Annotated in this window: 15 protein-coding genes and 1 tRNA gene; 8 read left to right on the top strand and 8 right to left on the bottom strand. The window is 69.5% G+C overall.

Annotated features, from left to right (window positions below; genetic code table 11):
• Positions 1–212: 212 nt before the first annotated feature.
• The 4 genes from AB0J86_RS22270 to AB0J86_RS22255 all read left to right on the top strand — a co-directional run bounded on the left by AB0J86_RS22270 (position 213) and on the right by AB0J86_RS22255 (position 6400).
• Entirely contained in the window at positions 213–2165 is a 1953-nt protein-coding gene (locus AB0J86_RS22270) for a DEAD/DEAH box helicase (protein ID WP_363859541.1), read from the top strand.
• Between the two features lie 87 nt (positions 2166–2252).
• Positions 2253–5567: an AAA domain-containing protein gene (locus AB0J86_RS22265; protein ID WP_363859497.1), complete on the top strand. Its 3315-nt coding sequence runs from the start codon at positions 2253–2255 to the stop codon at positions 5565–5567.
• Positions 5568–5816: 249 nt separating this feature from the next.
• Positions 5817–6092 carry a sugar phosphate nucleotidyltransferase gene (locus AB0J86_RS22260; RefSeq protein ID WP_363859496.1) on the top strand — a complete coding sequence of 92 codons (276 nt, stop codon included), beginning with the start codon at positions 5817–5819 and terminating at the stop codon, positions 6090–6092.
• Positions 6065–6400, top strand: coding sequence for a hypothetical protein (locus AB0J86_RS22255; RefSeq protein WP_363859495.1), 336 nt, complete (start codon positions 6065–6067; stop codon positions 6398–6400). Before AB0J86_RS22260 ends, AB0J86_RS22255 begins: the two co-directional genes overlap by 28 nt.
• Before the next feature lie 79 nt (positions 6401–6479).
• Here the strand turns inward: AB0J86_RS22255 and AB0J86_RS22250 are convergent.
• A tRNA-Leu gene (locus AB0J86_RS22250) sits at positions 6480–6566 on the bottom strand.
• 385 nt (positions 6567–6951) lie between these two features.
• The gene (locus AB0J86_RS22245; protein WP_363859494.1) at positions 6952–7644 is read right to left on the bottom strand and encodes a hypothetical protein; all 693 of its coding nucleotides are present in this window, start codon (positions 7642–7644) and stop codon (positions 6952–6954) included.
• A gap of 146 nt (positions 7645–7790) precedes the next feature.
• On the opposite strand from AB0J86_RS22245, the gene AB0J86_RS22240 reads away from it, so the two are divergent.
• From AB0J86_RS22240 to AB0J86_RS22230, 3 genes are all read left to right on the top strand, one after another.
• The gene (locus tag AB0J86_RS22240) at positions 7791–8393 is read left to right on the top strand and encodes a TetR/AcrR family transcriptional regulator (RefSeq protein ID WP_363859493.1); all 603 of its coding nucleotides are present in this window, start codon (positions 7791–7793) and stop codon (positions 8391–8393) included.
• 405 nt (positions 8394–8798) lie between these two features.
• Positions 8799–11321 (top strand): DUF262 domain-containing protein, encoded by a 2523-nt coding sequence (locus AB0J86_RS22235; RefSeq protein ID WP_363859492.1) that lies wholly within the window; start codon positions 8799–8801, stop codon positions 11319–11321.
• Positions 11322–11466: 145 nt separating this feature from the next.
• The gene (locus AB0J86_RS22230; RefSeq protein WP_363859491.1) at positions 11467–12681 is read left to right on the top strand and encodes an MFS transporter; all 1215 of its coding nucleotides are present in this window, start codon (positions 11467–11469) and stop codon (positions 12679–12681) included.
• Here the strand turns inward: AB0J86_RS22230 and AB0J86_RS22225 are convergent.
• Together AB0J86_RS22225 and AB0J86_RS22220 are read right to left on the bottom strand one after the other, a co-directional pair.
• On the bottom strand, positions 12678–13520 hold the full coding sequence (locus AB0J86_RS22225; RefSeq protein WP_363859490.1) for a fused MFS/spermidine synthase: 843 nt from the start codon (positions 13518–13520) through the stop codon (positions 12678–12680). The genes AB0J86_RS22230 and AB0J86_RS22225 overlap by 4 nt on opposite strands.
• A gap of 128 nt (positions 13521–13648) precedes the next feature.
• On the bottom strand, positions 13649–14296 hold the full coding sequence (locus AB0J86_RS22220; protein ID WP_363859489.1) for a hypothetical protein: 648 nt from the start codon (positions 14294–14296) through the stop codon (positions 13649–13651).
• A gap of 232 nt (positions 14297–14528) precedes the next feature.
• On the opposite strand from AB0J86_RS22220, the gene AB0J86_RS22215 reads away from it, so the two are divergent.
• On the top strand, positions 14529–16598 hold the full coding sequence (locus AB0J86_RS22215) for a phosphocholine-specific phospholipase C (protein WP_363859488.1): 2070 nt from the start codon (positions 14529–14531) through the stop codon (positions 16596–16598).
• 62 nt (positions 16599–16660) lie between these two features.
• Here the strand turns inward: AB0J86_RS22215 and AB0J86_RS22210 are convergent, their stop codons facing one another.
• From AB0J86_RS22210 to AB0J86_RS22195, 4 genes are all read right to left on the bottom strand, one after another.
• Entirely contained in the window at positions 16661–17461 is an 801-nt protein-coding gene (locus AB0J86_RS22210) for a hypothetical protein (protein WP_363859487.1), read from the bottom strand.
• A 116-nt stretch (positions 17462–17577) separates the two neighbouring features.
• Entirely contained in the window at positions 17578–18489 is a 912-nt protein-coding gene (locus tag AB0J86_RS22205) for a carbohydrate ABC transporter permease (RefSeq protein WP_363859486.1), read from the bottom strand.
• The gene (locus tag AB0J86_RS22200) at positions 18486–19445 is read right to left on the bottom strand and encodes a sugar ABC transporter permease (protein WP_363859485.1); all 960 of its coding nucleotides are present in this window, start codon (positions 19443–19445) and stop codon (positions 18486–18488) included. Before AB0J86_RS22200 ends, AB0J86_RS22205 begins: the two co-directional genes overlap by 4 nt.
• Before the next feature lie 13 nt (positions 19446–19458).
• Entirely contained in the window at positions 19459–20772 is a 1314-nt protein-coding gene (locus tag AB0J86_RS22195; RefSeq protein WP_363859484.1) for an ABC transporter substrate-binding protein, read from the bottom strand.
• Positions 20773–20802 lie beyond the last annotated feature (30 nt).

Below are 20802 nucleotides of genomic sequence, written 5' to 3'. Positions count from 1 at the left end.
GCCGCGGGCATGCACTGGTGGAGCAACTCGCCGCTCTTCGATCGGCCCCAGCAGCGGAGGAGCGCGAGGTAGGAAGGCTCTACCACCAAGCCCACGAAGCTACCGTGCTTGATCAGTTGCGTGCGATGCCGGTCCAGGAACTCCGGTCAGCAGGCCATCGTCTCCGACTTGCGTCCAGCGTCGAGCGAGCGGGATACCGGACCGTCTTGGATGTGCTGCAGGCGCCGCACGACGAGCTTGTACGCCTGCCAGGAGTAGGTGAACAGAGTGCGGCGGCGATGAAACGAGCGGCGAGGGACCTGCATCGCGTCGTTGAGCAGAACACCGCTGTGCGCTTGGACGCCGACCGCAAGGATCCCGCGCTCGATCCGCTCCTGCGCGCCCTACGGGCACTGCGCCGCGTTACACAACTGCACGCCGACGCCGCCGCCAGCCTCGGCTCATATGCCGCCGATCTGACGGACGTGCTGCGCAGAGCCAAGCCAGCCAACAGTCGCATCCGCCTGCTGCTCGCGCGGCGAGCCACCAAAGCTGCTGCCCGAGCGGCGGCAGCGGACGTCGCACGACTGCTGACCGGCCGTCAAGCGGAAGCGGCCGTTGCTCTCCTTTCCGAGTGGACCCGCGCGATGGCGCAGGTGCACGCTGTCGGCCGCGGCGATCTGTGGGCGGAGTTCACGCGTGACGCCGCCGCCTACAGCACCCTCCTGGAGCGCGTCAGCGGTAGGACGGCGGACGGTGCAGCCGCGCACGGCCATCTGCCCCAAGCTTTGCAGGATCAGGCCGCGCAGATCAGCCTTAACGTAAGCATGCTGCGGGTGACGCTGCGCGGTTATCAAGCGTTCGGTGTCCGGTACGCGCTCGCGCAGCGGCGGTGCATCCTCGGCGACGAGATGGGGCTCGGCAAGACCATCGAGGCGATCGCTGTCTGCGCTCACCTCGCCGCCGGCGGCGAGCGTCACTTTCTCGTTGTCTGCCCGGCGAGCCTCGTGGTGAACTGGCTTGGTGAGGTAGCCCTGCACAGCACGCTGACCGCCCACCGGCTACACGGGCCGCAGCGCGACGAAGTGGTCGGTCAATGGAGCCGCGCCGGCGGCGTGGCGGTAACGACCTTCGAAACGCTGGGCAGGCTTGCCCTGCCCAGCGACCTCCGGCCGGGCCTGATCATCGTCGACGAAGCGCAGTACATCAAGAATCCGGAAGCCCGCCGTTCTCAGGCTGCCGCCGCCCTTCTCGCTCGGGCTCCTCGTGCGATTTTCTTGACTGGCACGCCGATGATGAACCGGGTCGAGGAGTTCCGGAACCTCATCCGCTACCTCAACCCGCAGGTGGCAGCCAATATCAGCGTCACGGACGGGTTGGCTGGTGCAGCCAGCTTCCGCCGCAAGGTCGCGGATGTCTACCTACGTCGGAACCAGAAAGATGTTCTCGTCGAGCTTCCGGACCTGATCGAGGTCGAAGACTGGGTGGAACTGGGCCGGTCCGAGGCGCGAACTTACCGGCAGGCGGTGCAGGACCGGAGGTTCGTCGACATGCGCCGCGCCGCGGTGGTCGCCGACGGGTCAGAGGTACCGGCGAAGGTGGAACGGCTGCGCGAGATCGTGCAGGAGGCCGCCGACAACGGGTGGAAGGTCGTCGTCTTCTCCTTCTTCTTGGAGGTCTTGGGCCGCGTACGGGCGAGCCTCCAAGGTGCGCCGACATTCGTGCTCAGCGGCACCGTTGCGCCCGCTAGTCGGCAACAGGTAGTGGACGAGTTCAGCGGCATCGACGGTCATGCTGTCCTGATCAGTCAGATCGCCGTCGGAGGGGTGGGCTTGAACCTCCCGGCAGCGTCGGTGGTGGTGCTCACCGAACCGCAGCTCAGCCCGGCACATGAAGAGCAGGCCATTCGACGGTGCTACCGGATGGGCCAGACCCGCGGTGTGCGGGTTCACCGTTTGCTTGCCAAGGACACCGTCGATCAGCGGCTGTTGGAGCTGCTCGGACGCAAGTCCGCGCTGATCCGGGCCTACGCCCACGACAGCGTCGCGAAGAGAGCGGATCCGTTGGCTACTGACGGCCGCTACGTCGACCACGGCCTCCTCGCGGATGAGGCGATACCACTCGAACAGCGAATCATCATGGTCGAGCGGCAGCGTCTCGGGCTCGACAAGCGGCGGATTTCCTGACAGCGCGATGGCGTCGGCCCAACTGGTCACCGGGACCGAGGGTGGGACTACCTCAGGCAGTCCGGCGAGCGACCGGAGGTGATGGGCGTGGGATGGCGCGAGGACGTCTGCTCCGTGGTCGACGCGTGGAGGTCGACCGTCGGCGGTGCGAGCACGGCGACGTGGGGACGCGTTGGGCGGGCCCATGCGATGGGGGAGGCGGGTTGGTACAGCGTCGATCTACGTGGCTCGCGTGCCGACGTCGACCAGATCGACGCGCTGAGTGTGGCCGGCCCGACACGGCCGAAAGGGGCTGAGGGCGGGTACCGGCCGCTTGAGGTGCTGCAGGAGGAACAGCAGCTACGGGTTCGGGTGGCCGAGTTCGTGGACCTTTCTGACGCCTATCTGTGGCAGCGACGCCAGTCTCCTGCCTATCTGCTGGATCGGCTGCGTGACGCTCTCGCCACGGTAGAGCCGGCGGGACTGGCTGGAGATCTCGCCGCCGGCCGCCTAGCCGCCATACCTCGGACGCTGGAGCATGTCGCGGGATTCACGCCGGCGCAGTGTGAGGCATACACGTCCTGTCTGCGTCCGGGGGTGCGGCTGGTGTGGGGACCGCCGGGTACTGGAAAGACGCGGGTACTCAGTGAGGCGATCAGTTCTCTGATCGCCGCCGGTAAGCGAGTTCTGCTGGTGTCGGCCACTAACATCGCCGTCGACAACGCCCTCGCTGGAGTCATGCGGCACCGTCGGCACCGCGCCGGAGATCTGATCCGCGTCGGGCCGCCCCACCTGCGGGAGATAGCCGCCGACCCCAACGTGTCGCTCACGCATCTGGTCAAGACCTCGCTGGCGGAGGCCGACAAACGGCGGCTGACGCTGCAGGACCAACTTCTGGCCCTCAAGCAGACAGTGCAGGAGCTGCGCGCCGTCGAAGAGCTCGTCGCGGACTTCATTCCCGAGGAGCACGCGCGCGCCCAGGCAGCGGTGGACCGGGATCGAGACATGCCTCGGCTAGCGCGACAGCTGGCGGACGCCGGTGACCATGTCACCGAACGGCGTCATGCTCTGGAACAAGCCGATACCGCCGTCCAGGCGGCTCGTGCAGCGGTCGCGGAAACATCGGACTCCCGAGCCGCCTTAGACGCACTCGACGACATCCAGCGGCAGGCCACGCTGGCCCAGCAGGAGGCCGACCGGGTCGCGGTGAAACTGCTCGCCGCGCGAGCTGAATGCGGTCGCGTCGAGTCGGACATAACCTCAGTCCAGGACGGCGGAGCGTGGACCCGGGCCCGCAACCGGCGTCATCTGAGTCGACTTCGCGGGTTGCTGCAGGCGCAACGGGAGACGGTGGCGACGCTCGAAGAGCAGGTACAGCACAATCAGTCACTCCTCGCCCGGTTCCACCGCGCTACCCAACCTCAGGTCGTAGCACTGCGGGCCAAGGTGCGTTTCAGCCGCGATCAGGTCGATGCCCGCGACCGCGACTTGGCAGAAACGCAGCGTGTCCGCGAAGCGGCGGCCTCTGATCTGTCCGCAACGATCGCCGACCAGGAGGCTGCTCAACAGCGGCTACTCGCAGCCGAGGCAGCCCCACGTGCCACGCCAGCACAGCGAGCCCTTGTCGAACGGGCCGACCGCTACCACCTGCTCGCCGAGTACGAGCGCATGCAGTCGCTGCGCCGCCGTGTGACGGCTGAAGCACCTAACCGGTCTCGCCTCGAGCAAGCACACGCCAAGGCCCACGACGACTACGACCGCCTCCGCCGCGACGCGGAAAGCATCCTGATCCGCCAGGCCCGCGTGGTCGCCACCACCCTCGCGCGGCTGCGCACCGCCAAGGTCCTCCTCGACGGCCCTTACGACGTCGTGCTCGTCGATGAAGTCGGCGCAGCCACCATTCCCGAAACCCTCCTGGCGGTGTCCCGCGCCACCACGACCGCCGTCCTCCTCGGTGACTTCATGCAACTCGGCCCTGTCCTGCCCAGGCCCATCGCCGCCAGCGACCATCCAGACGTGCAGCGCTGGCTGTGCGACGACGTGTTCGGCCTGTGCGGCATCACCGTCGCCGCTGACGCGATCGCCCACCCCGGCTGCACCGTCCTCGACGAGCAGCACCGGTTCGGCCACGACGTCATGCACGTGGCCAACGCCGTCGCCTACGACGGCTTGCTGCGCGCCGCGCCAAACATCCGAGTCCGAGACGCCGACGACCCGGAAATCGTGCTCATCGACACCGACAGGCTCGGTGACCTCGCCATCGTACGAGCGACCGGCCCCAGCAAAGGCTGGTGGCCGGCCGGAGCGCTCATCAGCCGAGCCTTGGCTGACTACCACCGCGCACGTGGAGAAACAATCGGCGTCATCACCCCGTACAACCTGCAAGCCGACGCGACCCTCGAAGCGTTTCGCGATCGCGAGGAGACCGGCTCCCAACCCACTGAAGTCGGCACCGCTCACCGCTTCCAGGGCCGGGAGTTCGACGTCGTGGTGCTCGATCTCGTTGAGGACGACGCCCAGCCGCGGTGGATCGCACAGGCCAGCGCCTCCCGCGGCGGCTACGCCCGTGAAGGCCTCAAGCTGTTCAACGTCGCCGTCACCCGAACCAAAAACCGCCTCTACCTCATCGGCAGCCGCCGCCGCCTCGAACACGCGCCTCCTGACACCGCACTCGCCCGCGTCGCACCACTGCTCGGCAACAAAATCCGCACCGTACCGGCCGAACGCCTGATCACCGCACCGTCGGTACCCGAGCCTGACCGACCGGTGCTGGGAGAGTTCGGCACCGAGCTGGCCGACACCCTGGCCCAACATGTCCGCGTCGCCGAGATCCAGGACGAGAAGCGGTTCTACGAAACCTTCGCCGAACACCTCGGGACCGCGCGCCACTCGATCTGGATGTGGGCCACCTGGACGGCAAATCGCACCAAGTCGGTGGCACCTGTACTCGCAGAAGCAGTTGCGCGCGGTGTCAAGGTCGTCGTCTTCGTACGCGACGCCAGGGACTACACGCAGGGAACCGACAACTCACAGCAAAACCTGACAACGCTGCGAGCAGCCGGCCCCACCATCGTGGAGATGTACAAAATGCACCAGAAGATCGTCGTCATCGACGAGCGGCTCGTGCTTCTCGGAAGCCTCAACGTACTCTCGCAACATCAGAGCCGCGAGGTCATGCTCGTCATGGAAGGCGCCCACTTCGCCCGGAAGCTACTCGAGCACGAACGCGCGGTGCAGTTCAGCCAACCACCACCGCTGTGTGGAGCATGTGGCAGCACAATGATCGCGCTACACCGTACCGCCAAGGGTTGGCGGTGGCGCTGCTACGCCCGTCGCCCCGAAGGCACCGAGACGCGAAAACGCACCTGCGGTTGGGCGGCAGAACCGGCCAAGCCGATCGGCGATTCTCCGCACAGCAGCTGAAAACGGTGCAGCCCGCACCATGACACGTGTTCGGTAGGCGTTGATCGACCTTGTCAGGACCGCGCCCGCCGCGCGCTGGCAGTAGGCCTGCGGGCCGCTGGCACACCACCGAGCCGGCGGCCCGCAAGCTGTACCTGTACACCGCAGGTGTCATAAATCGGGACGATGGTGTGCGTAAACTGAGCACGCCTGCCCAAATCACTGTGGCCGCATTGTGACGGTGGGCGCGTCTCGACCGAAAGGGGAGTGGTGAAGGCTGTCATCGCCATCGCCGGCATGGGCAGCAGGTTCTTCCCCATCGCGAAGACGATCAACAAGTGCATACTGCCGATCATCGATCGGCCCGTCGTGGCGTACGCGGTCGCCGACTGCGTAGCCGCCGGCGCCCGCGAGATCGCGATCGTCACAGCCCCAGGCGAAACCGGCCGGCAGGTACGCCACTACTTCAGCGAGGACCGCGACCTGGCGGCGTCCTTCACCGCGCGGAGCTGGGGGAGTTGGCCCGCCGCGTCCTGGACTCGCTGACCGAAGCGGAGGACCGGCATCGGGCCGAGATCGCGAGGAACTTGCACGTAATCGAGCAGTTGCTGGCCGATCGAGGTGCGGCGGAAGAGCGAGCGCGCGAGCAGGGGCGCGCCGAGGAACGGGCGAAGAGCCAGATTCGGGACGTCCATCTCATCGAGCAGCACCAGGCCGAGTTGGAGAAGGTAAAGGAGGAGGGCGAGACGCGGGGCTTCGCCCGCGGACTCGCGGCGGCCCGGGAGATGGAGGAAGAGGAAGAGGACGGTCCGGCCCGGCCGACGAACGTCTCGCCGATCCACCGGCGAAACTGAGTTCCCCTACCTGTCCCCTAAGACGACTCAGGCCCCCTCGGAAGAGGGGGCCTGACCTGGCCAGATGGAGATCATCCTATGGTGTCCGAGGGGGGACTTGAACCCCCACGCCCTATACGGGCACTAGCACCTCAAGCTAGCGCGTCTGCCATTCCGCCACCCGGACTTGCACTGCCAACCCTACCGGAGCCCCGTGAGGATCTTTCCTTCGGTGGCTGCCCTGCGGGCCGCACGGGGGATTACTGTACACGGCGCCCCGGGGCCTCCGCACGCGGCGGGGGTGCCGGCCTGTCGCGCGGTCCGGCCTACCCCTGGCGGCCGGGACAAGCCGACGAAGGGCGATCATGAAAGGGCAGGTCAGGCCCGGATTGCATCGACTGTTTCCCCTGGAAGCGCGCGCCCGGCAGGGCCGGGTGGCGCGTCCTGAGGCTCCGTTCGCTGGCGCGGTCGCCCGGTTCGGAGGCGGGGCCCTCGGCTGGTGAACCTGGCCCGCCCGGAAACGACCTCGGGGCGCCCGGGCGTGAACTCCCGGACGCCCCGGCGGTTCGCCGTCAGGCGTACGCGGGTGTGTCCGCCCGGTTGGCGGGCCGGCTCGGTGCCGGCACCCGGCGGGCGCTGCGCAGCGTGCTGATGCTCACCGCCAGCGTCCAGAGGCTCCACGCGGCGCCCATGGTCGCGGTGGTGCCCCAACCCTGGGCGCTGTAGAAGTCCGCGGCGTCGTCGCCGAAGAACACCGCCGGCACGAAGGCCAGGTTGATCGCGGCGAGGACGTACGCCGAACGCCCCACCCATGCGGGCAGGAAGCGTAGCCGGGACACGGTGATGCCCAGGGCGATCAGCAGCAGCGCCATCAGCAGCCGGGAGATGGCGCCCTGCATGAGGTACTGCGCCGCCGCGAACGGTCCCTCGGTGGTCGTGTCGATGTCATGGTCGACGGAGATGGCGGCGCCGGCCTCCATCGACTGCGGTACGAAGACCATCGCCACCCAGAGCACGCCGGCCGTCTGGATGACGGTGGCCGGCCAGTCGTAGCGCGGGTCGATCGTGCGGACGAGCTGGCGCAGCCCGATGAAGAACACGATGTAGAGGGTGCATCCGGTGATCCCGACGAGGCTGCGCGTCAGGATGTCCCAGTCCGGCGGTGCGCCGTCGTAGATGAAGTAGAGCGGTACCTGCGCGACGATGAACAGGCTGGCCAGGATGCCGAAGATGCCGGCGGTTCGGCGGGTTGCTGCCTCGCTCACGGCGAGTCCCTTCCTCGGGTGGAGCATGGCGCGGCCCACGTCGGCAGGCCGTGACGAGACGTCTCGTCTCGCTATTGGAAGATGCTAGGCGCGCTCTCGCCGGTCGGTCAAGACGGACCGTCTCGTCTTGTTGCTAGTATTCGACCATGACCACGCCGAACGAGGGCCGTACGGCCGCCCCGAAGCAGGATCGACGCAGCGAACGGGCCCGGCAGGCGATCATCGACTCGGCCCTGGACCTGTGCCGCGAGCAGGGTCTCGCCCGAACGACGGTCGAGGAGATCGCCAAGCGGGCCGGGGTCGGCAAGCAGACGATCTACCGTTGGTGGCCGTCCAAGGTCGCCGTGGTCGAGGAGGGCATCAACGAGTTGGCCAGCACGGCGACCGACTTCCCCGACACCGGGGACATCGTCGCCGACCTGCGTACCCAGATGGTCGGCGTGGCGACCATCCTGTCCAGCCCGAGCTTCGCCCCCTATCTGAGCCTGATCGGGGCCGCGCAGGACGACCCGGAACTGGCCCGGTCGTTCCTGGACGGGTTGGTCAAGCCGCGCGTGGCCGCGGCCCGGGAACGGCTGCGACGGGCAGGGGAGCAGGGCCAGATCCGCGCCGACGTCGACCTCGACGACGTGGTGGAACTGCTCTACGGCCCGATCTACTACCGCGCCCTGCTGCACACCCGGCCGCCCACGCCGGGCCAGGTCGACGAGATCCTGCGGCTCGTCTTCGCCGGTCTCGCCCCCGCCTGAGCGGCCGCGTCAACTCGTCAGCTCGACTTCACGCGAGCATAAGACGTTGGCGGTCACCGATCACGCGCGTGCAGGTTTTCCGGCGGCATGCATCGGCCCCGACGTGCCGCAACGTCACAGAATTTCGTCGCGTCCACGATTCGGTTGCCAGGTAGCGGCCGACAACCGGTCACGGCGGCTCGGCTGCCGAAGGCCACGCCCGCCTCCTCCCGGAAACGGCTGTAGGCCCCACATTTGGCCGGCAGGGTCGCAGGTGTGGAGCAGCTGGTTGCTGTCGGTAAGACGACAGTGGCGAAGAGGCGCTCTGGTGGGGTTTTGCGCCTTTCCTGGGTTGCCCCGGTCGCCTCTCCTCTGGTTGTCTTTGCCGGCCCGGGGGCAGATCACGGTGAGCGAGGGGTCAGTTGCATGGTTGCGGCACACGAGACGACGCTGCGGGAGTTGCTGGAAGGCGCGAAGCAGTATCGGGTGCCGCTGTACCAGCGGACGTATTCGTGGACGGACTCGCAGCTCGACCGCCTCTGGGAGGACATTCGGAAGCTGGCCGAGGAGCGGGTCGAGGACCCGACTCTCACGCACTTCATCGGCTCACTGGTGCTTGCGCCCAGCCCCACGAACGGACCGGCCGGCGTATCCGAGTTCCTGGTCGTCGACGGGCAACAGCGACTCACCACCCTGTCCATCCTGCTTTGCGCCATCCGCGATCATCGGGCACAGCATGAGGACCCGGGCCATCGCGACCGTATCGACCAGGAATACCTAATCAACAAGTGGAAGCCCGCACACCGGTTGAAGATTGTCCCCACGCAGGCCGACCGCGCCGCGTACGAGGCATGCCTGGAGTCGACGCCGCAGGCGGGCGGGAGTGACCAGGTCGGTGCGGCGTACCGGTTTTTCGTAGCGCAGCTCGCGGCGATCGACGACCCGGACGACCTGCTGGACATCGAACGCATCGAGAACGCGGTCATCTCGGGAATGGCGCTGGTCTCGGTCGTCGCACAGCCCGGCGACAACGTGTATCGGATCTTCGAGTCGCTGAACAACACTGGCCTCAAGCTCACCCAGGCCGACCTGCTGCGCAACTACCTCTTCATGCGGCTGCCGAACCGCGGCGAGGCCGTCTACGAGACGCTCTGGTTCCCGCTGCAAGAGCAGTTGGACTCCGGCGAACTCGAGCAGTTGTTCTGGCTCGACCTGGTGCACCGCAACCCCGAAGTCAAGCAAACCGACACCTACACGGGTCAGCAGGCACAGCTCAACCGGCTGCACACCGAGGCGGAAATCGAGGCCGAGGTGCGTAGGTTCTGCCGGCTCGGCACCCTCCTGCGGATCATCTTGCATCCCGAGGAGGAGGGTGACCCGGAAGTACGGCGGCGACTCACTCGGCTCAACGCCTGGGATACGACCACCGTGTATCCGCTGCTACTGCACCTGCTCGACCGCCGAGAGCAGGGGACGGCGACCTCGGACCAAATCGCCTCGGCGATGCTCCACGTGGAGAGTTATTTCATCCGGCGCCTGCTGATCGGCCGGGCCACCGCGAGCATCAACCGGATCCTGCTGCGCGTCGTGACCGACATGCGCGCGGATCTGCCGGTCGACGAGGCGGTGCGGGCGTACCTGTCCATCGGTCGCAAGCACTACGCCACCGACGCCAGCGTCCGGGAGGCGGTACGGACCATCCCGTTCTACCTCAACGGACGCGCGACCCAGCGCAAACTGGTGCTGCAGTGGCTGGAGGAGTCGTACGGCAGTAAGGAGCCGGTGACGTCGGACTCGCTGACCATCGAACACGTAATGCCACAGAGTCCTACGACCGAGTGGCGGCAGATGCTGAGCGAGGACCTCCAAGGGGAAGAGAGCTTCGTCGAGGTGCACGAAGCCCTCGTGCACAGGCTGGGCAACCTCACCCTTACCGGCTACAACGCCGAGCTGAGCAACAGCTCCTTCCTGGTCAAGCGGACTCAATTGGGCAAGAGCGGGATCTCGCTCAGCAGAGAGATCGCCGCACAGAAGCGCTGGGGCCGCCCCGAAATCCACGCTCGCGCGGATGCCCTCGCCGAGCGAATCATCGCCCATTGGCCGGGACCCACCGAGGACGCGGGTAACCGGTCCGAGGTGCCTTGGGACGTCATGACCAAGGCGCTCGCCGCGCTACCCGCCGGCTCCTGGACCGCGTACGGGGACGTGGCCGCGCTGATCGGCAGCCATCCCGTGTCGGTCGGCGCCCGGCTGGCCAGTCACCCGGCGCCGAACGCACATCGGGTGCTCCAGGCCGAGGGCACCGTATCGCCCGGCTTCCGATGGCTCGACCCGTCCCGGGTCGACGATCCGCGCGACCTGCTGCGCGCGGAGGGCGTCGAGTTCGACAAGTACGGCCGTGCCAGCCAGGCTCAGCGGATTGGCGTCGAGGAACTGGCCCAGCTCGCCGGCATGCCGCAACAGGATGTATCCGGGCAGCTCCTTCGTCCCCGATCCCGTCGTAACGATCGGCTCGATGATCGGTTCGTGGAGCAGCTGACCGACCTGCAGGATGCGCAGGTAGCGTTCGGCGCGATCGCCGTCATCGAGGCCTGGACCAAGATGGGCGGCACGCCGCTCTACGGTTCGGGCGGGGAGACGTCGTGCTTCCTCATGGCCCGGGGCAAGGACCACGAGCTCGGCAACATCTGGCCCGCGACCATCTACCCGAGCGGGAAGTTCGAGATCGTGTTTCAGCACCTGAGCATCCGGACGCCGTTCGACGACATCGCGCTTCGCGAGGAGTTTCGCCAGCGGCTGAACCAACTGCCAGGCGTAAAAATCGCCACGGCCAAGCTCGCTCTCCGCCCTGGGTTCCCGCTGGACGTCCTCGTCGATTCCACGGCCCGCGAGGCGCTGATCGAGCACCTCGGTTGGTTCTACCGACAGGCGGTACGTCCGGAAGGCTGATTGCTCGCGGTTCCTGCTCGGCCAGAGAACAATGGCATTTGTGGACATGCGGGCATGAAGCCCGCGTATTGAAGTTAGCGGACATCCCGACTACCGTGTGCCGGTCGTCGATGGGCGACGGACTCGTACCGGGGGAGGGGTGCGCGTGCGACGGGTGGGGAACGGCGCTCTCGGGCTGCTGGCCGTGTCGACCAGTTGGGGACTGTTCTGGGGTGGCTGGGCCGCGCTGATCCCCCAGATGAAGGCCGACCTCGCGTTGACGGACCAGCAGCTCGGGCTGGCCCTGTTCGCCGTACCGGTGGGGGCGGTACCGGCGATGCTGCTCGCCGGACGGCTGGCGCAGCGCCTCGCCCAGCACACCCTGCCCCTGGTCACGGCGGTCTTCGCGCTCGGCTGCCTGCTGGTGGGGTTCGCCCCCTCGCTGCCGACGTTCACGGCCGCGCTGCTGCTGGTGGGCGCGGCGAGCGGCGGGATCGAGGTCGGGCTCAACGCGACGACGGCCGCGCACGAGGCCCGCGACGGCGTCCGGCTCTTCAACAAGGTGCACGCCGCCACCCCGCTGGCGATGCTGCTCGCGGCGCCGGCGGTCGGGCTGGCCCGCCAGTTCGGCGCCTCGCCCCTGGTCGTCCTGGCCGTGATCGCCGCCCTCGTCGGCGTCAGCGCCGCGCTCGCGGTCGACCGGCGCGGCTGGCAGGAGGAGAGCGAGAGCGACCGGGAGCGGGACGACGACACCCGGGCAGCGGGTCGCCGGCGACTGCCCGGTCCGCTCCTGGTCATCGGGCTGCTCGGCGCGGTCGTGCTGCTGATGGAGAACGCCGTCGAGCAGTGGGGAGCCATCCATCTCCAGCAGGAGTTCGGCTCCGGCCCGCTGGTCGCCAGCCTCGGCCCGGCCTGCTACATGGCCGGGCTCTCGGCCGGGCGCATGCTGGCGCAGTCGCGCGGCGACCGGCTCACCGAGTCGGCGCTGGTGCTGACCGCCGGGCTGCTCGGCGCGGTGGGCTTCGGCGTCGCCGCGTTCGCCCCGCACCCGCTGCTGGTACTGGTCGGCTACGGCCTGGCCGGCATCGGCCTCGCGCCGGTCGTACCGACGCTGTTCACGGTGGTGGGCCGCTCGGCGTCCCCGGAACGCCGGACGGCCGTGATCTCCATGGTGACCGTGGTCTTCTACGCGGGCTTCCTGACCAGCCCGCCGGTCGTCGGTACGCTCGCCGGCTGGCTCGGGCTGCCCACGGTCCTCGGCCTGGTCGGGCTCGGTGGCCTGCTGGTCGCCGCCGGCTCGGGCGTGGTCCGTCGACTGCCGGTACCGCGCGACGGCGAGAAGACGACCGTCGGTACCGCGGGACGGCGAGAAACCGGCTAGCCCGGCCCGGCGACGAGGTCGCTCGGGCGGGGATCGCGCAGCGGCCGGGCGCCGGCGACGAAGCGGTCCAGGGCCGCGCCGTGCAGCACGACGCCGGGGACCGGGTCGCGCAGCGCGCGGGTGGTCAGTCGGGCCACCGGCAGCCGGCCGGGTTCCCGCGCGGCGGCCAGCACGACGTTGCCGTACCGCCGGCCGCGGAGCATCGCCCGCCCGGCGATCAGGCACACCTCGGGAAACACGGCGCGCAGCGTGGCCGCCTGTACCCGCGAGTGGCCCAGCGGGGGCAGGTCGGTCAGGTTGACGGTGTAGATGCCGTCGGGCCGCAGCACCCGCGCCGCCTGGGCGGCGAACTCGACGCTGGCGACGTGCGCCGGCATCTGTGCCGCCTGGAAGACGTCGGCGAGCAGCAGGTCGTAGCCGGCGGGCGGCTCCGCCTCGATCGCCTCTCGTGCGTCGGCCACCCGGACCCGTAGGCCCTCCGAGGGCAGCGGCAGTTCCCGACGGACCAGGTCGAGCAGGTCGGCGTCGCGCTCCACCACGACCTGGGTCGAGCCGGGACGGGTCGCGGCCAGGTAGCGCGGCAGCGTGAGGGCGCCGCCGCCCAGGTGCAGGGCGCGTACCGGCGCGGACCTGGGCGCCGCCGCGTCGATGACCGAGGCCATCCGGCGTACGTAGTCGAAGTGCAGGTACGTCGGGTCCGCCGCGTCCACGTAGGACTGCGGTACGCCGTCGACGTAGAGCGTACGGGCGCCCGGCCGGGTGGGATCGGGTGCCAGCTCGACGGTGGGCGAGCCGCCCGGCGCCCGTACGGCGGCGCGTCGTCGCTGGTGCCGGGCCATGGCGCACACGTTAGCCCGGGACGGGCCGTACCGGCGACGCGGCCCTCGCACGGCGCCGACCCCGAACCACGCGTCCTAATACCGGCAATTGGCATGAGATGGCCCGGAACGGGTGTGCATGGCTCGCGTCACGACCCGCTGCCCGGCCGGGCGCCGGGGGCGGGACCGGTGCCGTCTCGGCCAGGAGCCTCCGCCGCCGGTCGGCTCGGACCGGCGCCCGCGGTACGCCGCTGCCGCTTCCGGTTCGCCAGCGGCAACGCCCAGGGCAGCAGCAGGTGCGCCGCGAGCACGCTCAGGTACCCGCCCGAGCTGGTGAGCAGGATGGTTCCGTTGACCGGCGATCCCGCCATCGGGGCCAGCGCGGCCAGCATCGCGACGGCGAAGACCAGGCGCGGCCACCATGGTGGCCGGGTCCGGTACCGGGGGACCAGCGCCACCACGGCCACCGAGGCGGCGACCAGCAGCCACACCAGCAGCGCGATCAGCGGTGCGAGCCCCGTCGAGTAGAGCCGCCCCCAGAGGTTCATCCTGGTCTCGTACGCCTGCAGGACGGCGCCGAACTCCAGGTAGCGCACGGGTGCGTAGGTGAAGTCCCGGGGCGGTGCGTCGATCCCGGCGTACGGCAGCAGCACGAAGCCGAGCAGCAGGAGCAGGGCGGCGCCGCCGAGGACCAGGCCGCGCGCCACCAGGGCCAGTGCCCACGACGAGCCGGGCGGCGGGGGTGACGGAGGAACGTGTCCGGAGCCGTTGCCGTTGGCCTGCACGGCGGTAACCATGCCACCCCCGCCCTCCGGCCGCGAACCACCGCCCGGCCACGTTATGCGCCCCGCCCGCCAACCCGCCCGCCTACCCCGTCGGCCCGCCCGCCATTCCGGCCCGCCGTTTCGGGGCGGCTGGGCGGGTGAGGTGCACGACCCGTTCGCCTGCTGCTCAGGTCCGCGGGAGACGGCCGTTACCTGGCCGGCGTCGACTGTCATGATCCAGTACGTCGACCCGAGGAATGCCACCATGCAGCCCGTCAACCGTCGTAGGTTCCTTCAGCTGGGCGTCGGGGCCGCCGCCGCCTCGATGCTCTCGCCGAGCATCGCCCGCGCCGCCGCGATCCCGGCCGACCGGCGCACCCGTTCGATCAAGGATGTCGAGCACGTGGTCGTGCTCATGCAGGAGAACCGATCGTTCGACCACTACTTCGGCACCATGCGGGGCGTACGCGGGTACGGCGACCCGCACCCGGTCACCCTGCCCAGCGGAAAGAGCGTCTTCCACCAGCCGAACGGCTCCGGCGAGGTGTTGCCGTTCCACCCGGACACCGAGGAGCCCGGGCTGGCGTTCCTGCCCGGCCTGAACCACGACTGGGACAACGGCCACCATGTGATCAACGGGGGCCGCTACGACCAGTGGATCCCGAACAAGTCCCCGAACACGATGGCGTACCTGACCCGCGAGGACATCCCGTTCCACTACGCGCTGGCGGACGCCTTCACGATCTGCGACGGCTACCACTGCTCGCTGGTCGGCCCGACCGACCCGAACCGGTACTACATGTGGACCGGTGGCACCGGCAACGACGGTACGGGCGGCGGGCCGGTCATCGACAACGACGAGAAGGGCTACTCCTGGACCACGTACCCGGAGCGCCTCCAGCAGGCCGGGGTCTCCTGGAAGATCTACCAGGACGTCGGCGAGGGTCTCGACGCCAAGGGCTACTGGGGCTGGACCGACGACCCGTACATCGGCAACTACGGGGACAACTCGCTGCTCTACTTCAACCAGTACCGGAACGCGAAGCCCGGTGAGCCGCTCTACGACCGGGCCCGGACCGGCACCGACGCCAAGGCGGGACAGGACTTCTTCGAGCTGCTCCGCGCCGACGTCACGAACGGCACGCTGCCGCAGGTTTCCTGGGTGGTCGCGCCCGAGGCGTTCACCGAGCACCCGAACTGGCCGGCGAACTACGGCGCCTGGTACATCGCCCAGGTGCTCGACGCGCTCACCTCGAACCCCGAGGTGTGGAGCAAGACCGCGCTGTTCGTCACGTACGACGAGAACGACGGCTTCTTCGACCACGTGGTACCGCCGTACGCGCCGATGACGGCGCAGGACGGCGCCTCCACGGTCGACACCGAGCTGGAGATCTACCGGGGCCAGGCGGGCCTGCCGGGTGCGACCACGGGCGAGCCGGGCGCGTACGGCCTGGGCCAGCGGGTACCGATGTTCGTGGTCTCGCCGTTCAGCAAGGGCGGCTACGTCTGCTCCGAGGTCTTCGACCACACCTCGATCATCCGCTTCCTGGAGCGGCGCTTCGGCGTGCACGAGCCGAACATCAGCCCCTGGCGCCGGGCGGTCTGCGGCGACCTCACCGCCGCCTTCGACTTCGCCTCGGCCGACGACCGGGTCCCCGACCTGCCCAGCACCGACGCGTACCTGCCGCCGGACGGCGACCGGCACCCGGACGCGCCCACGGCGCCGCCGGCCGTGCAGCGGCTGCCGAAGCAGGAGCCGGGCGTGCGCCGGGCCCGGCCGCTGCCGTACGACCTGGAGGCCGCCGCCGCGCTCGGCGCCGACGGGCTCACCGTCAGCCTCACCAACCGGGGTACCGCCGGCGCGGTCTTCCACACCCGGGCCCGTACGCCCGGCGCGGCCGACCTGACCGCGAAGATGTTCACGGTCGAGGCGGGACGGCAGCTGCGCGCCACCTTCCCGGTGCCGGCCACCGGCGGGTACGACGTGGAGGTGCACGGCCCGAACGGCTTCTACCGCCGCTTCGCGGCCGGCACGCGCACGGCGGGGCCGGAGGTCTCCCTGCGCCGCGCCGGTCAGGGCGACGCCGTCCAGGTGGTCGTCGTCAACGGCGGGCACCCGGTCGAGGTGACGGTCGTCGACGCGTACGGTCACGGCCGCCCGACCACCCGCAGGCTCCGCTCCGGCGAGCGGATCGAGTACCCGGTCGCCCGGGACACCCACGGCTGGTACGACGTCCGGGTCACCTCCGGCGGGGACGCGGGCTTCGTCCGCGCGCTCGCCGGGCACGTCGAGAACGGCCGCTCCAGCGTGAGCGATCCCGCGCTCGGCCGCTGAGCCCGCGCGCCCCCGGGCCGGTGTCCGACACGGGCACCGGCCCGGGGGCGCGCACGGCGGGCTCAGGCCCAGGTGATCAGCCCCAGGCGGTAGTGCTGGTTGAACCGCGCGTCGTCGAAGGCCGGGTTCGCGTCGCCGTACGGCGCCTCCCGGTAGACCACCCGTTCGATCGGCCGGGCCGCCGAGGAGACCCAGAGTTCGCAGGTGACCCACGTGGCGCCCCGGTGGCCGAACGGTTCCGGTGAGCCCCGCTCCTCGCAGCCCGGCAGCTCGCCTCCGTGCAGCGCGGTGTCGGTCGACCTCCCGTCACGGGTCACCCCGTCGAGGCGGGGCACGTCCAGCGACATCGGGTTGCCGCTCTCGTTGGTAATGACGATCTTCACGTAGTACGCGGTACTGCGGTTGAGCAGCTCGCGGCTGCTGGCGTCGAAATTCCCCTCGACCCTGGTGGCCGGGACGTGCTGAAGCCGCTCCACCACGATGCCGAGCGTCCCCTCGGTGAAGCCCCGCCACGGGTGGTACTGCCGGATCGGCACGATCGCCTTCTGCCCGAAGCGCAGCCGCGTCCCCGGTCGGGTCATTCCCGCCGTCAGCCGGATCGGCCCGGCCAGCGGCGTCGTCGCGACGGGCGTCGGCACCGTCAACGACGGCAGGGCACCCGGCGTCGCGGCGGCCGTGGTCGACGCGCCCGGTGCCGGCGCCGGCCCTGCCCCGCGGTCGCCGCCCGAACAGCCCGTCACCGCCAGCGCCGCGGCGACCAGGACGGTCAGGAGCCGGGAACGTCCCCGTGACGGCGCCAGGACGGTCAGGGGCCGGGAACGTTCGCGTGACGGCACCGGAACGCCTACGGAGGGCTCGCGCATGAGCACAAGTCTCCGCCGTACCGACGCCGTCTCACCAGCGCCTGGCCCGGAGCTGCCAGGACGGGCCGGCCGACCGGCCGGCCCGGGCCGGGGCGGGCCCCACCCGCCTTGCTCCGTCAGCCCTTGTTCGCGCCGAGCGTGAGGCCGGCCACGAAGTGCCGCTGCAGCAGCAGGTAGATGACCAGGGTCGGGATGACCGTGATGGTGGCCCCGGCCGCGATCAGGTTGTAGTCGAGCAGGAACTGTCCCTGGAGGTTGTTGACCCCGGTGGTGACCGGCAGCTGGTCGCCGTCGTGGATGAACAGCAGCGGCCAGAAGAAGTCGTTGTAGAGCCAGATCACCTCCAGGGTGCCGATCGCGGCCAGCGCCGGCCGGCACAGCGGGATGATGACCCGGCTGTACTGCCGCCAGACGCCCGCGCCGTCGACCAGCGCGGCCTCGCCCAGCTCGGCGGGGAGCGCTTTCATGTAGTTGCTCAGCACGAAGGTGCAGAAGCCCATCTGGAAGGCGACCTCGACGGCGATCACCGCGTAGTACGTGTCGAGCAGGCTGCCGGAGGCGCTGATCGAGTACGGCAGCGGCGTGTGCTTGAACATCTCGAACAGCGGCGCGGCGAGCACCTGCGGCGGCAGCATGTTGCCGGCGGTGAACATGACCAGCAGGGTGAGGTTGAACTTCCAGCTGAACCGGCTCACCGCGAACGCCATCATCGACGAGAGCACGAGCGTGAGCAGCACCGACGGTACGGCGATGAGCACCGAGTTGCCGAAGTACCTCGGCAGCCCGCCCTGCTGCCAGGCGGTGACGAAGTTGTCGAGGTTGAGCGGCCCGTGCAGGCTCCAGTAGCCGTACCGGTCGGTCACCGCCTTCGGCCGCAGCGCGGTGTAGAGCGTCCAGAGCAGCGGCACCAGCCACATCACCGCCATCACGGTGAGGAAGAGGTGGGTGCCGTAGTGCCGGCGGCCGACCCGGCGCCGCCGGGCGGGGGAGGCCGGCGGCGCCGGGTCGGAAACGGCGGTCACCGTCATCGGTCAGCCCTCCGGAACGTGCGGACCAGGTAGTAGACGATCGGCACGAGCGAGACGACCAGCAGGATCACCGCGAGGGCCGACCCGACGCCGATGACCTGGCCCTCGCCGGTGAGGTTCTGGATGACCAGGACGCTGAGCAGCTCCAGCCCGTTGGTGCCCTTGTTGATCACGTACACGATGTCGAAGGCGCGCAGCGCCTCGATGATGGTGATGACCACGATCACGATGTTGATCGGCCGCATCGCCGGGAAGACCACCCGGAAGAAGGTCTGCCGCCCGTTGGCGCCGTCGATGGCGGCGGCCTCCCGCAGGCTCGGGTCGATGCCCTTGAGCCCGGCCAGGTAGAGCACCATGATGTAGCCGGCGTGCCGCCAGGTGCTCGCCACCAGCGCGGCCCAGAGGTTCACCCCGGAGTCGCCGAGCCAGTCGGTCGCCCCGGGCGTACCGGCGGTGCCGAGCAGGTTGTTGAGCAGCCCCTCGTTGCGGGCGTAGACCAGCTGCCAGACGATGCCGACCATCACCAGCGACAGCATCACCGGGGCGAAGAAGATGCTCTGGTACAGCCGGGTGCCGCGGATCTTCTGGTCCAGCAGCACCGCCAGCAGCAGCCCGATCGGGGTGGCCACCAGGGCGAGGAAGACCAGCCAGATCACGTTGTGCGCGATCGCCGGCCAGAACGGCGGGTAGTCGTGCACGGCGTACGAGTAGTTGTCCACTCCGGCCGGCTCGATGTCGGCCAGCTCCAGCCCGTTCCACCGGGTGAACGACAGCCCGACCGAGAGCAGCGTGGGGATCCAGACGAGCACGGCCTGGATGAGCGTCGGTACGCCCACCATCAGGCCGAGCACGAGCCGGTCCGGCCCGGACAGCCGCCGCACCCGGCGGGACCGGGCCCCCGCGGGGGCCGGCTCCTCGGGTACGGCGACCGCCGGCGGCACGGTTGTCCGCGTCATGACGCCCATCGGCTCACTGCGCCGCGTAGAGGGTCTTGGCCTGCGCGTCGAGGTTGCGGGTGTCGATGGTGCCGTCCTTGAGGAAGCCCTGCAAGGCCGGGATCATGACGTTGTTCGCCATCGCCGGCAGCGCGTCGCGGTCGAAGAACTGGCTGATGTACTTCGCGTTGGCGATCGCCTCGGCGCACTTCTTGTTCAGCTCCGAGAACGACGAGGTGTTCGCGTCCTTGGCGGTCTGCAGGTTCGAGGCGTCCTTCGTGGCGTACGCGTCCTGGCCGGCGCCGCTGCCGAAGAAGGCCATCATGTCCTTGGCGGCGGAGCTGCGACCGCCCTTCTTGGACAGCACGAAGCCGTCGATCGGCGCCTCGATGGCGTCGGTGCCCTCGACCGCGATCGCCGGGAACGGGAAGAAGTCGAGGTCCGCGAGGACCTCCTTGTCGGTGATGTCCTGTGCGATGAACGAGCCGATCAGGTACATGCCGGCCCGCTTGTCGGCCAGCGACCGCGCCGCCTCCTGCCAGGTGGCCCCGAGCGCGCCCGGGTCCTGGTACGGCAGCAGCGCCTTCCAGTTGTCGAAGACGTCCTTGACCTTCTGCTGGTCCCAGCTCTCCTTGTGGGCGCAGAGGTCGACGTGGAACTGGTAGCCGTTGGTGCGCAGGTTCAGGTAGTCGAAGGTGCCCATCGCCGGCCAACCGTCCTTGTCGGCGAACGCGATCGGGATCAGGCCGTCCCTCTTCATCTGCGCGCAGAGCGCCAGCAGCGCGTCGAAGGTCCCGGGGACCTGGTACCCGCGCTGCTGCCAGACGCTCTTGCGGTAGAACACGCCCCACGGGTAGTTGTAGTTCGGTACCAGGTACTTCTTGCCGTCGTCGCCGGTGGAGGCCTTCGCGATGCCCTCGGAGAAGTTGCCGCCGATCTTCTCCCACACGTCGTCGACCGGTGCCAGCAGCCCCTTCGCCGCGTAGAAGCGCATCCGGTAGCCGGCGAACCAGGTGATCGCGTCCTCCGGGCTGCCCTGCAGGTACGAGCTGATGTTGTCGACCAGCTGGGCGCGGGGCATCACGTTGACCTTCACGGTCGCGCCCGACTTCTGCTGGTACGCGTCGACCATCGCCTGGATCGCCGAGCGCGGGACCGGGTCGGAGAGGCCGGAACCGAGCGAGGTGGCCTTGCCGCCGCTCTCGCCGGGCGAACCCCCGCTGCAGGCGGCCAGCAGCGGGCCGGCGCCCAGCGCGAGGGCGGCGCCGCCGAGGCCCCGCAGCAGGGTCCGCCGGTCGGTGCCGGGCCCGGATGTCGGTACGGGCGGGAAGGACTGGTTCATCGCCATTGAAATCTCCAGTTCGGGTGCGGTGTGTGG

Origin of the sequence: Micromonospora sp. NPDC049559, assembly GCF_040676675.1 — a bacterium.
In the GTDB taxonomy this organism is placed as follows: Bacteria; Actinomycetota; Actinomycetes; order Mycobacteriales; family Micromonosporaceae; genus JBFAPK01.
This window is presented reverse-complemented; position numbering and strand designations above follow the sequence as displayed.